This window comes from Brenneria sp. L4-2C (assembly GCF_040240335.1).
Classification (GTDB): Bacteria; Pseudomonadota; Gammaproteobacteria; order Enterobacterales; family Enterobacteriaceae; genus Brenneria.
In genome coordinates, this window is the sequence record NZ_JBEIAC010000014.1 from 14689 (window position 1) to 29439 (window position 14751).

Consider the following 14751-nt stretch of genomic DNA (forward strand, 5'->3'; position numbering starts at 1 on the left):
GCGCAGGTTTTATCGTATTGATTTCGTCGATGGTTCCCCGTCGCCGGGCCAGAGCCGGCAACGGGCGCCTTGCGGTTATTTTTTGATGAAAGGGCGGGTCGCCAGGCCGATAGGGCCGGTGGCATACCAGCGCTTGTTGCCTTTGCTGCGTTTGTCGCGGCCCAGCGATTGGGTCAGGCGGTCAAGGATGATGGCCAGAATAACGATACCCACGCCGCCGACCGCCGCCAGACCCATATCCAGACGACCGATGCCGCGCAGCACCATTTGACCTAACCCGCCCACGGCGATCATCGAGGCGATGACCACCATCGACAGCGCCAGCATGAGCGTTTGGTTCACGCCGGCCATGATGGTCGGCATCGCCAGCGGCAACTGAACCTTAAACAGCATCTGGCGGGGGCTGGCGCCAAAGGATTCGGCGGCCTCGATCAGATCTTCCGGCACCTGGCGGATCCCCAGAATGGTCAGACGAATAATCGGCGGCAGCGCAAAGATGATGGTCACCACCACGCCCGGCACGTTGCCGATACCGAACAGCATGACGATCGGCACCAGATAGACGAACGCGGGGGTGGTCTGCATCGCATCCAGCAACGGCCGAATGACCTTGGCCGCCCGTTCGCTGCGCGCCAGCCAGATCCCTATCGGCAGCCCGATCAAGATGCAGAAGAACAAGGCGGTCAGCACCAACGCCAGGGTGACCATCGCCTGCGACCATGCGCCAATGGCGCCGATGGCAATCAGTGAGATCAATGTGGCGACGCCCATGCCGAGACTGGACATCTGCCAGGCGATCAGCGAGAACAGCACAATGGCGACCGGCGCCGGCATACCGAGCAGAAACTGTTGAAAACCGCTCAGGATGAAATCGACCGGGACGCGAATGCCTTGAAACAGCGGCCTGAAATTTCCGACGACCCAGTCAATGCCGTTGGTTACCCAGCGATCGAGCGGAATCAGCGTATCTTTGAACGGATCGAGCAAGCTGAAATGTTCAGGCTCGGCCGGCGGGGCGCTGCTTAGCCAGTCGCTGCCGGCCGGGGCGGCATCGGTCGGGGCCGTGTTCCAGGCGTCCGCGCCGTTGGCGGGCGCATCCTGAGTCGTGGACCAGGGATCGCTCTGCGCGCCGGCATCCGGCGCCGGGGCGTTATCCGCCGGCGCGGCTTGCTGTTGCGTCGCCGCCCAGGGATCGTTTTGCGGCATATTTCCCTGCTGATCGGCGCTTTGCTGCGGCGCGTTATCATTTTCCCACGCATTAGGTGTTGATTTACTCATTGCTCACTCCTTCCTTATCCAGCGCCTGTAGCAGCATTCCTTTGGAAATGATGCCGATGTACTCATTGTTTTCACCGACCACAGGAACGGCGCAAGGTGCTTGCGCTACCTGAGAAATCAGATCGTTGAGCGACATATCGGCCGGCACGGGAACCGGATCGGATAACAGCGCGTGTTCCAGCGGCTGTTGTTCTTTCAAGGCCTGTTTGAGTGAATCGATAGAGACGACGCCAATAAATTTTTGGCCGCGTTCCAGCACATAACCGTAATCGCGATCTTCATCCTGAAGAATTTTCAGCGCCGAGCGCGGTCCGACGCCGGGCGTTTTACGGATAAGCGTCACCGGACGGCGGCGGGCGATATCCTTGGCGCTGAATACGTGGCTGATGTCCACGCCGCGGAAGAAGGTGCGCACGTAATCATTGGCCGGATTATTCAGTATTTCGTCCGGGGTGCCGACCTGAATCACTTCGCCGCCATGCATAATGGCGATACGGTCGCCGATGCGCATGGCTTCATCCAGGTCGTGAGAAATAAAGACGATGGTGCGCTGGTTGCGCGATTGCAGCTTGACCAGTTCATCCTGCATTTCGGTGCGGATCAGCGGGTCGAGCGCGGAGAAGGCTTCGTCCATCAGCAGGATGTCGGGGTTGTTCGCCAACGCCCGCGCCAGCCCGACGCGCTGCCGCATCCCGCCGGACAGTTCATCCGGGTAGGACGAGGCGTAAGCCTCCAGACCGACCTGTTGCAGGGCGCTCAGCGCTTTCTGCTCGCGTTCTTCTTTCGCTATCCCCGCCAACTCCATGCCAAATGCGGTGTTGTTGAGGATATTCAGATGCGGCATCAGCGCAAACGACTGAAACACCATACTGATTTTCTTACGCCGCACGTCGCGCAGCGCTGCGTCGGATATTTGGGCAATATCTTCGCCATCAATCAGAACCTGACCGCGAGTAGGTTCTATCAGACGATTGAGAAGGCGTACCATGGTTGATTTGCCGGAACCGGATAATCCCATGATGACAAATATCTCGCCTTCTTCAATGGCCAGATTGGCGTCTTTTACACCGAGGGTAAGGCCCGTTTTTTCAAAAATCTGATCTTTGGTTAAGCCTTTATCGATCAGCTTGAATGCTCGGTTCGGATGCTCGCCAAATATTTTATAAAGGTTTTTTACTTCAAGTTTAATTGCCATGAAATGGTTGTTTTCCTATGGTCATTTATAATTCTATAACGTTTGTCCTGGTAATGATTAAACGCCCCATACCCTACCATAATCAGATTCTGAGACAACCCCTTGTCGGCTGAATCGATTTTAGCGACGCTGCGCAAATCGGGCCGATTTAACCCTATTATTTTCATGTGTTTGGATAGGCCGGGATCAATGCGTGTTGCTATTTCACGCCTTTTTTGTTCTTTTAAAACAAAGGGTTGTTGGTGATTTTCGGCATGTTTGTTTTTCATGGCAAATAAGCCTTTTTCGCTGGCGATAACTTGCTGATTATTGTTTGTTTTATCAATGAAAAAAGCTGGGATATAAAATCTATCTTCTGCGCGTCAAGCCGAATAATAGCCCGATTTTCGCGCAGGATAATTCACGCGAATCGTGATCGTAGCCTTATTTTTAGCAAAAGCAGGCGCACTGATTTTCAGGCGGAATTTGCCGTCTGACGCAGCGCTTGCCCCGGTAAATATCGGGCCTATGACGAGTGTGATGTAGTTAACATTATTACCCTTTTCCCGGGGATTATTTTCAGCAAATCAGGGGCTGAATATCAGCAAATAATAACCTGATATTTTACATGGTTAAACGGCGATGTTTTTTAGCCTGATAACGATATCGGGATCCTGTCCAGGAGGGCGGGCGACAACCTTATTGCGCCGGTGGCGCGTAGAGCAAAAACCAGCGGCGCATCCTCCGCGTTGCGGATCAATGTGGTTGGCGTGGGCGGAAGTCTGCGCGGGGGCAATCGTCGCGATGTTATTTTAAGACGGCCATCATGACTTTTTTATAACAGCCTTGTCATTCGGCATTATTATGATAACGATCATTCTCCGTGGAAAAATAGAATGCTATTTAGTTAGCAACCCAGCCAAATTATTCCAGGAGTCGGCATATTATGAACCATTTGGAACTACAGGCTCTGCGCCAGCTTTTTTTTATGAGTATCGACGAAGCGGCATACTATATTGCGGGGGATAATGATACGGAAATGTGGCGAAAATGGGAAAAGGGAGAACAGGAAATACCTTCCGCCGTTAGCGAAACCCTGACGCTGATGAACAAAAAACGCAAAGAAAGGATTAGCGCCATCATTGAAAAGATAAATAATCGTATCGGGAATAACACTATGCGTTTTTTCCCCGATTATGACGCTTTTCGTTCGGTCTACACCGAAGAGGATTATTTAGCGTGGAAGATATACCAATCCGTGGCGGCCGAACTCTATTCCCATAATCTGGAAAGATTGTGCTGACAGGACAAATTTATGATCAATACCATCATACTTGTCGGCCCGCGCGCGTCAGGTAAAACCACGGTAGGAAAGATGCTGGCGGCCCGTTTAAAACTGAATTTCATTGATACGGACGAGGTGGTGCAGAAAAAAACCAACAAGACCATCGCGCAAATCGTCGATGAACAGGGGTGGGACAACTTTCGGACAATCGAAGGCCGGATATTGAAAGAAGTGACGCTATCTGGTTGCATCATCGCCACCGGCGGCGGGATGGTTATCGCGCAGGAGAATCGCAATTACATGAAAAACAAAGGTATTGTTTTTTATCTTGCGACATCGGTCGAGACGGTGGTCAAGCGCCTGCGCTCGGACCCGGCGGTGAGCCAGCGTCCCTCCCTGACGGGATTGTCGATTACCGAAGAGATTGGCGGCATTATCAACACACGCGATCCGCTCTATCAGGAAAGCGCTCATTTTGTGATTGACGCCAATAACGGCAAAGAGCAGGTCGCGCAGGAAATTAACGCCATTTACCATACCCTGTTGAACGATGCCGCGAATGATGCCGCGGCGATACCGCCCCGCCTTTAACAGAATAAGTTCATTTTCAGATAGGGATATTTCGGCAGAGAATAATGTTCTCTGCCGCCGTAATATTGCACGATTTGTCCTATATTTTGGATGCAAAATATGACCCGCGTCATAAAAATAAATAATATGCTTCCTTTGTCACAGGTTTTAAAAAAATAACCCGGCATGCGATATTTTATGTCGGAAGTGCGCTTGTTTTATTTTATAAATATAGCCTATAGATACAATCTATGAATTATCAATAAAAAATGAATTATTTATTGATGGGGAGAGTTGCTAGCATGGGTATGAATTAAGAAATGATATTTATCATGCGCTAACTCATCTATTTATTCGCTCTTTAAGCTGATTTTCCGAACCTTCCGCGGGAGAAGGGGCGAGGGCGCGCCTGACGGACAGTTTTTTGCAGCAAGCACAGGAAAGGGAATAGCGGCGATGCCATAAAAACATCCTTTCCAAAAAAGGTTTATTATGAAAAACAAATATATAGCAACATCTTTCGGGTTATATATCAATTATCTGGTTCACGGTATGGGCGTTATCCTGATCAGTTTGAATATGGCCCATTTGCAGCAACAGTGGCAAACCGATGCGGCCGGGGTATCGGTAGTGATTTCCTCTCTGGGGATTGGCAGGCTAAGCGTGTTACTCGTGGCGGGCATGCTTTCCGATCGCTTCGGCCGCCGGCCTTTTATCTATCTGGGGATGGCCTGCTATCTGGGATTTTTTCTGGGACTCCTCAGCACGCAGAGCATCGTCGTCGCCTACTGCTTTGGTTTTCTGGCGGGAATGGCGAACAGTTTTCTCGACTCCGGCACCTATCCGACATTGATGGAGGCGTTTCCCAATACCCCCAGCACCGCCAATATCCTGATCAAAGCGTTTGTTTCCGGCGGTCAGTTTATTTTGCCGATGATCATCAGCGTGCTGGTCTGGTTCGAACTCTGGTTCGGCTGGTCGTTCCTGATTGCCGCCGGCATTATGTTGCTTAACGCACTGTGCCTGTTCCGATGCCCTTTCCCGCCTCACGGCTCCCGTCCCGAGTCGGAGAAAGAAAGCAATATCGCCGAACAGCCGGTGGCGGAAGGCGGCGGCTGTACGATGCTGGATCTCGCCGGCTTTACCCTTTATGGCTACATTTCCATGGCGACGTTCTATCTGGTCAGCCAATGGTTGGCGCAGTACGGGCAGTTTGTGGCGGGGATGCCCTATACCGCCGCGATCAGGCTACTGAGCATCTATACCGTGGGCTCCCTGCTGTGTGTGTTTATCACCGCCGGTCTGGTGAAGAAAGCGGTCAGTTCAACCACCCTGTTGATGCTGTATACGTTTATATCCTTCGTCGCGCTGTTGACGGTATGTTTGCATCCTACCGTGACGACCGTGATGGTTTTCTCCTTCGTGATCGGCTTTTCCGCCGCGGGCGGCGTAATGCAACTGGGGCTGACGCTGATGGCGATGCGTTTTCCTCACGCCAAAGGGAAGGCCACCGGTATTTTTTATAGCGCCGGCAGCCTGGCCACCTTCACGATTCCGTTGATCACCGCCAAATTATCGCAAACCAGCATCGCCAGTATTATGTGGTTCGATGTCGGCCTCTCGGCCCTGGGTTTCCTGATCGCGTTGTTTATCGGCTATCGCAATATGAAGGAGCGCCGCGGCGCGATAAAGATCAATCAGCTTCAGGTTTGACGCGCCAAAACCGCGTTAATTGAACTGCATCCGTTGGCAGGCGCTGAAGATAAACTTCTTGAACGCCAGCGCGGAGGGGGATAACGCCTGGTCTTTCCGGGTCGCCAGATGGATATAGCGCGTCGGGCCGGGATCTTTGATGCTCATGATGCGTACGTTGGCTCGCGACAGCGTATCGGTGCGCGGCATAATCGCAATCCCGTAATCAATGCTCACCAGCCCGGCCATCGCCGTATCCTCCTCGACGTAACAGGCGACTTCGGGGAGCAGTTTTTTTTGCATAAACATCCTGTCGATAAACTGACGTAATCCGCTTTCCGGCGTATAAAAGATAAACGGATAAGGGATGGCCTCCTCCAGAGCGATTTCACTTTCACGGCGTTGCGCCAACGGATGGCGGCGGGCGGTCACCAGCACCAGCTCCTGGCTGATTAACGGGATAAACTCGATTTCCGGCTCTTCCGGCGCCAGCGAGCAGAGCGCCAGGTCGAACTTGTCCGCTTTCAGGTCTTGCACGATCGAGGCGGTGGTTCCCTGATAAAAGCGAAAGCGTTTATTTTCATTACCGGGGAGGTGGATAAAGCGGTCGATCAGCCGCGGAACGACCGTCTCTCCCATGGTATAGATAAACGCCAGGCCGATAACGTCCTCCTGCGCGCCGCTTATTTGGCGTAGCGCAAAACGCCCGTTTTCCAACTCACGCAATGCATTTTCCACATAGGGTAAAAATATTTTGCCGCACTGCGTGATGCGCACGTTCCTGCCGCATTTTTCAAATAGCGTCACCCCCAGCTCTTTTTCAAGCTCGGATATCGCATGGCTTAACGAGGGCTGGGCGATAAACAGGCTCGACGCCGCTTCCGTATAATGCTGCTTTTCAGCCAGACGCTTAAAATAGTGTAATTGTTTTAAATTCATAGGGTTTCTCGTGGCGTTAACGCGCTATTCAATAGACTTCAGGCCGGCGGCCGTGGCGCAGAGGGGTATTCAATAACATCGAAGGATTATACAGAGTGGAAGGGAAGCGCAAGGACCCCGGCGAGCGGCGTGCAACATTATTATGCCGCCGTGCAATATAGCATGTCCTTTTTACCGTTTAAGGCGGCATGGCGCGGTAAATAAGTTGTTAATTGAAGACGAGGCCAAACGGAGAGGATGATCAATCGTGATCGGGTTACCCGGCAGCGGATAAAAATATTTTATGTCGTCCATCACTCTTTGGCTTAAATAAATTTTAACTGCTTCGCAAAATGAAGAAATTGTGCCGCGATGTCATGGGTTTTTTTATCATTCGCGCCATGTATTCATTTTGTAAAATAGCAAACAAATTATCAACAGGGGAGACGAGATACTTCCCGGCGCCATGCAATAAAATTGAAAACAAAAGCCTTATCTTACGTGTTAATCCTTGTCGTCGTTATATACATTAAATACAGCTGTTAATTTAATGGTGTTTTATAAGAACGGTGATTCCAACCTGAATAAAAAGAAAAAAGTAAGACGGCCAGCATAATCCCGTCCGGAAAATCTATGTAATGAAAACATTAACGATAAGCGGAGAAAAGCATGAGCCAGAACAAGGCCTTCAATACGCCATTTTTATTAGCCGTCATCGGCATATATTTGAGCTATTTTCTTCACGGCGTCAGCGTTATTACTCTGGCGCAGAATATGACGCCTCTGGCGGAAAAGTTTAACACCGATAACGCCGGGATTGCTTACGTGATTTCGGGCATCGGTCTGGGCAGGCTGATCAGCATCCTCTTCTTCGGCGTCATCTCGGATAAGTTTGGCCGACGCTCGGTTATTTTCCTGGGGATCGTGCTATATGTGCTGTTCTTCTTCGGCATTCTCCTCAGTCCTAATCTGATCGTGGCGTTTGTGCTGGCTTTCTGCGTCGGCGCGGCGAATGCGGCATTGGACACCGGCGGTTATCCGGCGTTGATGGAGTGCTACCCCAAAACGTCGGGCTCCGCGGTGATTCTGGTTAAGGCCATGGTCTCTTTCGGTCAGATGTTTTATCCCATGCTGGTCAGCTACCTGCTGGTCAGTCAGATATGGTACGGCTACGCGATGATTATCCCCGGCGTGCTGTTCCTCCTGGTCACGCTGCTGGTGCTGAAGAGTAAATTTCCCAGCCAACTGGTGGACGCCAATATCGCCAAAGATCTGCCGCAGATGAACAGCAAGCCGCTGGCATGGCTGGAAGGCGTGGCCTCCATCGTGTTCGGCGTGGCGGCATTCTCGACGTTTTACGTCATCGTGGTGTGGATGCCGAAATACGCGATGGCCTTCGGCGGCATGGGGGAAGCCGAGGCGTTAAAAACCATCTCCTACTACAGTCTGGGCTCGCTGGTGTGCGTATTTTTCTTCGCCTTCCTGCTCAAAAGCATGGTTCGCCCGGTGTGGGCCAATGTCTTTAACGCCGGATTATCCGTGATTACCGGGATCGTTATTTATCTATACCCATCGCCGCTGGTATGTAATGTGGGGGCGTTTATCATCGGGTTCTCCGCCGCGGGTGGGATATTACAGCTTGGCGTTTCCGTTATGTCGGAGTTTTTCCCCAAAAGCAAAGCCAAAGTCACCGGCGTTTATATGATGATGGGCGGCTTGGCCAATTTTATTATCCCGCTGATTACCGGTTATTTATCCACCATAGGCTTGCAATACATCATATTACTGGACGTGGTATTCGCCAGCATCGCATTTATCACCGCGATAGTGGTCTTTGTTCGTTATTATAAAGTGTTCAAAATCCCAGAGAATGATTTGCGTTTTGGCGAGCGATTCTTCCGGTAATTTTATCAACAGGTGAAAGTGTTATTGAAAATTAAATATGCCCGTTAGTTTTAAATATATAGGGCGTGGATCGGCAGTATAAATAATATAGAGAGGGATTTATAATGGATGTTACTGCAAAATATGAGCTGATTGGATTAATGGCATATCCCATCAGACACAGTCTGTCTCCAGAAATGCAGAATAAAGCGCTGGAAAAAGTCGGCTTACCTTATACCTATATGGCTTTCGAGGTCGACAACACCACCTTTGGCAAAGCGATTGAGGGGCTTAAGGCCTTAAAAATGCGCGGTACCGGCGTTTCCATGCCCAACAAGCAGCTGGCTTGTAAATATGTGGATGAATTAACCCCCGCGGCCAAATTGGTCGGCGCCATTAATACCATTGTAAACGACAATGATTACCTCAGAGGATATAACACCGATGGAACCGGACATATTCGGGCCATCAAAGAAACCGGTTTTGATATTGTCGGTAAAAAAATGGTGCTGGTGGGCGCCGGCGGGGCATCCACCGCCATCGGCGCGCAGGCGGCTATCGAAGGCATCAGGGAAATCATGCTGTTTAACCGCCGCGATGAGTTCTACGAAGAGGCGCTCGCCTTTGCGAAACGGGTTAACGACAATACGGATTGTACGGTAACGGTTACCGACCTGGCCGACCAGAAGGCGTTCGCCCAGGCGATTGCCGATGCCGATATCCTGACCAACGGCACCAAAGTGGGGATGAAGCCGCTGGAAAATGAATGCGTCGTCAGCGACAAATCGATGCTGCGCCCTGATTTGCTGGTCTCCGAGTGCGTCTACAATCCCCATATCACCAAGCTATTGCAAATGGCGACGGAGGTCGGCTGTAAAACGGTCGATGGCTATGGGATGTTGTTATGGCAGGGCGCGGAACAGTTCAAGCTGTGGACCGGGAAAGATTTCCCGCTGGAATACATTAAAAAGGTTATGGGGTTCAACGCATAATTATCGGCTACGGATTATGTTGCCGCTCTCATCGCCAAGGCGTCGCGTCTGAACGGCGGATACGCGGTGGGCATTCAGGGCCGTAAGGCATTAATGGAAGGGAAAAGCATGAAAACCGTAACAGTGAAAAATGTGGTGATAGGCGAGGGCGCGCCCAAAATTATCGTCTCATTGATGGGAAAAGACGTGTCGGCGGTGAAATCGGAAGCGGAATATTACCGCGATTTCGACTTCGATATTCTGGAATGGCGCAGCGATCATTTTGCCGATGTGACGAATATCGACAGCGTGATTGAGGCGGCGCGCCAGCTCGGCGGCATCATTCCGCACCGGCCGATCCTCTTTACCTTCCGCAGCGCCAGGGAGGGGGGAGAGAAAGAGATATCGTCCGATGAGTATATTTCCCTGAACCAACGGATGATTGATAGCGGTCTGGTGGATATGATCGATCTGGAGCTTTTTACCGGCGATCAAGCCGTCGGCGCGACGATCGCCCATGCTCATGCCCGCGGGGTGAAAGTCGTTGTCTCCAATCATGATTTCCATAAAACGCCGCCTAAAGACGAGATCGTCGGCCGTTTGCGCAAAATGCAGCAGCTGGGGGCCGATATTCCGAAAATCGCCCTGATGCCGCAAAACAAAAACGATGTCCTGACGCTATTGGCCGCCACGCTGGAAATGTATGAGAAATATGCCGATCGCCCCATTATTACCATGTCTATGGCGCAGTCGGGCGTTATTTCACGCTTAGCAGGTGAAGTATTCGGGTCGGCGGCAACGTTTGGCGCATTGAAAAAAGCGTCGGCGCCCGGGCAAATAGCAATTAAAGATTTGAGAGCCATTTTAAATATATTACATCAATCATAAAACCGCGTTTATTTAAATCTTAAAACAGGAATTCGTTCGGGTTCCTGAATAAACAGCCATACCCGTTGATCTTCAAGCGGCAGGTGTGTTGGCTTGCCGCATCTGAAAAATTATTGGGTATATTCGGTCATGATTAGGAGTAGCTATGAAATTGGAAAAACCGCAAAGAATAAATGGCAGGGTCCCGGTATTATCTGCCGCAGAGGCGGTCAATTATATTCCGGATGAAGCGACGCTCTGCGTATTAGGCGCCGGCGGGGGAATTCTTGAAGCGACCACGTTAATTACCGCCTTGGCCGAGCGCTATAAAACCAGCCGGTCGCCGCGTAATCTTGCCTTAATCAGCCCGACGGGATTGGGGGATCGGGCGGAAAGAGGCATTAGCCCGCTGGCTCAGGAAGGGCTGGTCAAATGGGCGCTGTGCGGTCACTGGGGGCAATCGCCGCGTATTTCCGACCTGGCCGAACAGAACAAGATTAGCGCCTACAACTATCCGCAAGGCATTTTGACCCAGGCCATCCGCGCCTCGGCCGCTCACCAGCCCGGTATTTTAAGCAATATCGGCATCGGCACCTTCGTCGACCCGCGCCAGCAGGGCGGGAAACTCAATGAAGTGACCAGGGAAGATCTGATCAAACTGGTGGAAATCGATAATCAGGAATACCTCTTCTATAAGGCCATCGCGCCGAACGTCGCCTTTATCCGCGCCACGACCTGCGATAGCGAAGGCTACGCCTCTTTTGAAGATGAGGTGATGTATCTGGACGCTCTGGTTATCGCCCAGGCGGTGCATAATCACGGCGGCATCGTGATGATGCAGGTGCAGAAGATGGTCAAAAAGGCCACGCTGCATCCCAAATCGGTGAGAATTCCCGGCTACCTGGTGGATATCGTCGTCGTCGATCCGGCGCAAACGCAGCTTTACGGCGGGGCGCCGGTTAACCGCTTTATTTCCGGCGACTTCGTGCTGGATGACAGCGCCCAAATGGCCATTCCGCTCAATCAGCGCAAGCTGGTGGCGCGGCGGGCTCTGTTTGAGATGCGCAAAGGCGCGGTGGGTAACGTCGGGGTCGGCATCGCGGACGGTATCGGCCTGGTCGCCAGAGAAGAGGGCTGCGCCGACGACTTCGTTCTGACGGTGGAGACCGGCCCTATCGGCGGCATTACCACTCAGGGCGTCGCCTTTGGCGCCAACGTCAATACGCGCGCCATTCTGGACATGACCTCGCAGTTCGACTTCTATCACGGCGGCGGGCTGGACGTCTGCTATTTGAGTTTCGCTGAAGTGGACAGCCAGGGTAATGTCGGCGTGCATAAATTCAACGGCAAAATTATGGGGACGGGCGGCTTTATCGATATTAGCGCCACCTCGAAGAAAATTATCTTTTGCGGAACTTTAACCGCCGGCAGTTTAAAGACCGACGTCGGCGCAGGGACGCTGAAAATAGTCCAGGAGGGCAGAGTCAAGAAATTTATAAAACAAATACCGGAAATCACCTTCAGCGGAAAAATCGCTCTGGAGCGCGGACTGGATGTGCGTTATATCACCGAGCGCGCGGTATTTACCTTAAAACCGGATGGTTTGCATTTGATTGAAATTGCCCCCGGCGTTGATCTGGATAGAGATATTTTAGCGCAAATGGACTTCCAGCCGATTATATCCGCTGACCTGAAGTTAATGGACGAACGCATGTTTTACGACCGGGTCATGGGATTTGTTTTACCTGAAGGTAACTAATCAACAGGAGTACAGAATATGAACTTTGGTTTAACCGAAGAGCAAGAATTGCTGCTTGCCAGTATTCGGGAACTTATTACCAGTGATTTCCCGGAAGAATATTTCAGAACCTGCGACCAGACGGGTACCTATCCCAAAGAATTCATGAAGGCGCTATCCGACAACGGTATTTCCCTGTTGGGCGTGCCGGAGGAATATAACGGCATTCCCGCCGATTATGTGACGCAAATGCTGGCGCTGATGGAGGTATCAAAATGCGGCGCGCCCGCATTCCTGATCACCAACGGGCAGTGCATTCACAGTATGCTGCGGTTCGGTTCGCCGGAACAGCTGCGGAAAACGGCGGAAAGCACCCTGGCCACCGGCGACCCGGCCTATGCGCTGGCTCTCACCGAACCCGGCGCCGGTTCGGACAACAACAGCGCCACCACCACCTACACGCGCAAGAATGGCAAAGTGTATTTGAACGGCCAGAAGACCTTCATCACCGGGGCGAAAGAGTATCCCTATATGCTGGTGCTGGCGCGGGATCCCGCGCCGCAGGATCCGAAAAAAGCGTTTACCCTGTGGTGGGTGGAATCGAATCGTCCGGGCATCAAAATCAATCCGCTGCGCAAGATCGGCTGGCATATGCTGAGCACCTGCGAAGTCTATCTGGACAATGTCGAGGTGGAGGAGAGCGACAGGGTCGGTGAAGAAGGCATGGGCTTCCTCAACGTGATGTATAACTTTGAAATGGAACGCCTGATTAACGCCGCCCGCAGCACCGGTTTCGCCGAGTGCGCATTTGAGGATGCCGCCAGATATGCCAACCAGCGCATTCAGTTCGGCAAGCCCATCGGCCATAATCAGATGATTCAGGAAAAGCTGGCGCTGATGGCCATCAAAACCGAAAACATGCGCAATATGGTGTTGAAAGTGGCCTGGCAGGCGGATATGCGGCAGTCATTGAGAACCAGCGCCGCGCTGTGCAAATTGTATTGCGCCCGCACCGCCCTTGAAGTGATTGACGACGCGATCCAAATCATGGGCGGGCTGGGCTATACCGATGATGCCCGCGTTTCCCGATTCTGGCGCGACGTGCGTTGTGAACGAATCGGCGGCGGCACCGATGAGATTATGATTTATATCGCCGGGCGCCAGATTTTGAAGGATTATCAGAATAAGTAATATCGTCGGTAATCAGTTCACGCCTGGCGGGGTGAACTGATTGCGCGGTATCGCGGCAAAGTATCGTTATATCAGACTGTTGACAAACCTTCCCAACCCCGTCATTCCCGCGAAGGCGGGAATCAGCTAATGGCGGTTTACGGTTTTAGTAGGAGATTCCCGCCTACAACCGCGGGAATAACTGCGCGTAGCGGAGGATGACAATGGCGTATTATAGGCTTTGTCATCAACCTCGTTATAGGGTCATTATGGTTAAATCAATACTTCCGGCTTTTGATCAAACTCCGCGCGATATTCCAGCCCGTTCAGATCGCTTTTAAACTGTTTCCGGTATTCCGAGGGGGAACAGCCGACATGGCGGATAAATAATTTTGTGAAATGATCGACATTATCATATCCGACGCGGAAAGAAATTTCGTTCAGGCATAATTCCGTATTGGTTAATGCAAATTTCGCTTCGGTGATGCGACGTTTAATAACATAGTTGATGGGCGAAATATGATATTCCCTGGTGAATTCATGACAGATATAACTCACGCTGGCGCGAAATTTTTTCGCCAGGCGATCCAGCGTGATTTTTTCCCGGTAATTATCATTTAAATAAACCAGGATATCTTTAACCAAAACGTCTTTGATTATCTGCCCGGAGTCGGTGCGATACGCGCTTTTGAAATTCTCATAAAACATTACCGTCAGCACATAGCCAAAAGCATCATAAACCGATGATGAGATACCGTTCTTTTGTTGGGGGAAGGTCATGCTGATTTCTTGAAAAATACTGGTTATTACCTCTCTGTTTTTGATCGCCGATACCACCGGACAGGAGTTTGGCCGCATGAGGCGATTTTCTTCCAGTCCGTTAATCTTGAAGCCATAAACCGCACAGGTATAGGTGGTGGCGGGCGAGGCGGCGTCAGAGGCCACAGCGTGCAGGCTGCCGCGCTCAATGACCACGATATCGCCTGCTCTGGCGACGTAGTTCGATGAGTCGATGGTCAGTTTGACCATGCCTTTTTTTACGTAGATCAGTTCGGTTTCGGCTTCATGCACATGATGACCGGATTCCCAGTTGGGATCGTCGCTAATGACAAATCTGGACAGTTTCGGGGTTCGCCCGTTTTCAAAAATGGCGTCTGTTTTATCGTCAAAGCAGCGCTGATACATGACTACCTCCACATTAAGG

General features: G+C 51.5%; 13 protein-coding genes. 8 read left to right on the forward strand and 5 right to left on the reverse strand.

Going from position 1 to position 14751, the window contains the following annotated elements:
* Positions 1-75: 75 nt before the first annotated feature.
* Genes proW through ABRZ26_RS17785 form a run of 3 tightly spaced genes read right to left on the reverse strand, consistent with a single transcriptional unit; the run spans position 76 to position 2742 of the window.
* Positions 76-1278: a glycine betaine/L-proline ABC transporter permease ProW gene (proW, locus tag ABRZ26_RS17775; RefSeq protein ID WP_319605483.1), complete on the reverse strand. Its 1203-nt coding sequence runs from the start codon at positions 1276-1278 to the stop codon at positions 76-78.
* Entirely contained in the window at positions 1271-2473 is a 1203-nt protein-coding gene (proV, locus tag ABRZ26_RS17780) for a glycine betaine/L-proline ABC transporter ATP-binding protein ProV (RefSeq protein ID WP_319605484.1), read from the reverse strand. Before proV ends, proW begins: the two co-directional genes overlap by 8 nt.
* Complete coding sequence (locus tag ABRZ26_RS17785) at positions 2452-2742, reverse strand: hypothetical protein (RefSeq protein ID WP_319605485.1); 291 nt, start codon at positions 2740-2742, stop codon at positions 2452-2454. Before ABRZ26_RS17785 ends, proV begins: the two co-directional genes overlap by 22 nt.
* A 656-nt stretch (positions 2743-3398) precedes the next feature.
* On the opposite strand from ABRZ26_RS17785, the gene ABRZ26_RS17790 reads away from it, so the two are divergent.
* The 3 genes from ABRZ26_RS17790 to ABRZ26_RS17800 all read left to right on the forward strand — a co-directional run bounded on the left by ABRZ26_RS17790 (position 3399) and on the right by ABRZ26_RS17800 (position 6020).
* Complete coding sequence (locus tag ABRZ26_RS17790; protein ID WP_319605486.1) at positions 3399-3755, forward strand: YdiL family protein; 357 nt, start codon at positions 3399-3401, stop codon at positions 3753-3755.
* A gap of 12 nt (positions 3756-3767) precedes the next feature.
* Entirely contained in the window at positions 3768-4328 is a 561-nt protein-coding gene (gene aroL, locus ABRZ26_RS17795) for a shikimate kinase AroL (RefSeq protein ID WP_319605487.1), read from the forward strand.
* Positions 4329-4799: 471 nt separating this feature from the next.
* On the forward strand, positions 4800-6020 hold the full coding sequence (locus tag ABRZ26_RS17800; protein WP_319605488.1) for an MFS transporter: 1221 nt from the start codon (positions 4800-4802) through the stop codon (positions 6018-6020).
* A 15-nt stretch (positions 6021-6035) separates the two neighbouring features.
* On the opposite strand, the gene ABRZ26_RS17805 is transcribed toward ABRZ26_RS17800, so the two are convergent.
* Entirely contained in the window at positions 6036-6938 is a 903-nt protein-coding gene (locus ABRZ26_RS17805) for a LysR family transcriptional regulator (protein WP_319605489.1), read from the reverse strand.
* A gap of 648 nt (positions 6939-7586) precedes the next feature.
* Here ABRZ26_RS17805 and ABRZ26_RS17810 point away from each other — a divergent pair.
* The 5 genes from ABRZ26_RS17810 to ABRZ26_RS17830 all read left to right on the forward strand — a co-directional run bounded on the left by ABRZ26_RS17810 (position 7587) and on the right by ABRZ26_RS17830 (position 13568).
* Entirely contained in the window at positions 7587-8822 is a 1236-nt protein-coding gene (locus ABRZ26_RS17810) for an MFS transporter (protein WP_319605490.1), read from the forward strand.
* 104 nt (positions 8823-8926) lie between these two features.
* Positions 8927-9793 (forward strand): quinate/shikimate dehydrogenase, encoded by an 867-nt coding sequence (gene ydiB / locus ABRZ26_RS17815; protein WP_319605491.1) that lies wholly within the window; start codon positions 8927-8929, stop codon positions 9791-9793.
* A gap of 108 nt (positions 9794-9901) precedes the next feature.
* Positions 9902-10660, forward strand: a complete 759-nt coding sequence (gene aroD / locus ABRZ26_RS17820; RefSeq protein ID WP_319605492.1) for a type I 3-dehydroquinate dehydratase — start codon at positions 9902-9904, stop codon at positions 10658-10660.
* Positions 10661-10805: 145 nt separating this feature from the next.
* The gene (locus tag ABRZ26_RS17825) at positions 10806-12398 is read left to right on the forward strand and encodes an acyl CoA:acetate/3-ketoacid CoA transferase (RefSeq protein WP_319605493.1); all 1593 of its coding nucleotides are present in this window, start codon (positions 10806-10808) and stop codon (positions 12396-12398) included.
* An 18-nt stretch (positions 12399-12416) separates the two neighbouring features.
* Complete coding sequence (locus tag ABRZ26_RS17830; RefSeq protein ID WP_136167601.1) at positions 12417-13568, forward strand: acyl-CoA dehydrogenase; 1152 nt, start codon at positions 12417-12419, stop codon at positions 13566-13568.
* Positions 13569-13820: 252 nt separating this feature from the next.
* Here the strand turns inward: ABRZ26_RS17830 and ABRZ26_RS17835 are convergent, their stop codons facing one another.
* The gene (locus tag ABRZ26_RS17835; RefSeq protein ID WP_319605494.1) at positions 13821-14732 is read right to left on the reverse strand and encodes an AraC family transcriptional regulator; all 912 of its coding nucleotides are present in this window, start codon (positions 14730-14732) and stop codon (positions 13821-13823) included.
* Positions 14733-14751: the final 19 nt, after the last annotated feature.

Bases quoted from the DNA above. Each gene is read 5' to 3' on its own strand.
- ABRZ26_RS17785 (WP_319605485.1), bottom strand. From the start codon at position 2,742: ATGAAAAACAAACATGCCGAAAATCACCAACAACCCTTTGTTTTAAAA.
- ABRZ26_RS17810 (WP_319605490.1), top strand. From the start codon at position 7,587: ATGAGCCAGAACAAGGCCTTCAATACGCCATTTTTATTAGCCGTCATC.
- proW (WP_319605483.1), bottom strand. From the start codon at position 1,278: ATGAGTAAATCAACACCTAATGCGTGGGAAAATGATAACGCGCCGCAG.
- aroD (WP_319605492.1), top strand. From the start codon at position 9,902: ATGAAAACCGTAACAGTGAAAAATGTGGTGATAGGCGAGGGCGCGCCC.
- ABRZ26_RS17825 (WP_319605493.1), top strand. From the start codon at position 10,806: ATGAAATTGGAAAAACCGCAAAGAATAAATGGCAGGGTCCCGGTATTA.
- ABRZ26_RS17790 (WP_319605486.1), top strand. From the start codon at position 3,399: ATGAACCATTTGGAACTACAGGCTCTGCGCCAGCTTTTTTTTATGAGT.
- aroL (WP_319605487.1), top strand. From the start codon at position 3,768: ATGATCAATACCATCATACTTGTCGGCCCGCGCGCGTCAGGTAAAACC.
- ABRZ26_RS17835 (WP_319605494.1), bottom strand. From the start codon at position 14,732: ATGTATCAGCGCTGCTTTGACGATAAAACAGACGCCATTTTTGAAAAC.
- ydiB (WP_319605491.1), top strand. From the start codon at position 8,927: ATGGATGTTACTGCAAAATATGAGCTGATTGGATTAATGGCATATCCC.
- ABRZ26_RS17830 (WP_136167601.1), top strand. From the start codon at position 12,417: ATGAACTTTGGTTTAACCGAAGAGCAAGAATTGCTGCTTGCCAGTATT.
- proV (WP_319605484.1), bottom strand. From the start codon at position 2,473: ATGGCAATTAAACTTGAAGTAAAAAACCTTTATAAAATATTTGGCGAG.
- ABRZ26_RS17805 (WP_319605489.1), bottom strand. From the start codon at position 6,938: ATGAATTTAAAACAATTACACTATTTTAAGCGTCTGGCTGAAAAGCAG.
- ABRZ26_RS17800 (WP_319605488.1), top strand. From the start codon at position 4,800: ATGAAAAACAAATATATAGCAACATCTTTCGGGTTATATATCAATTAT.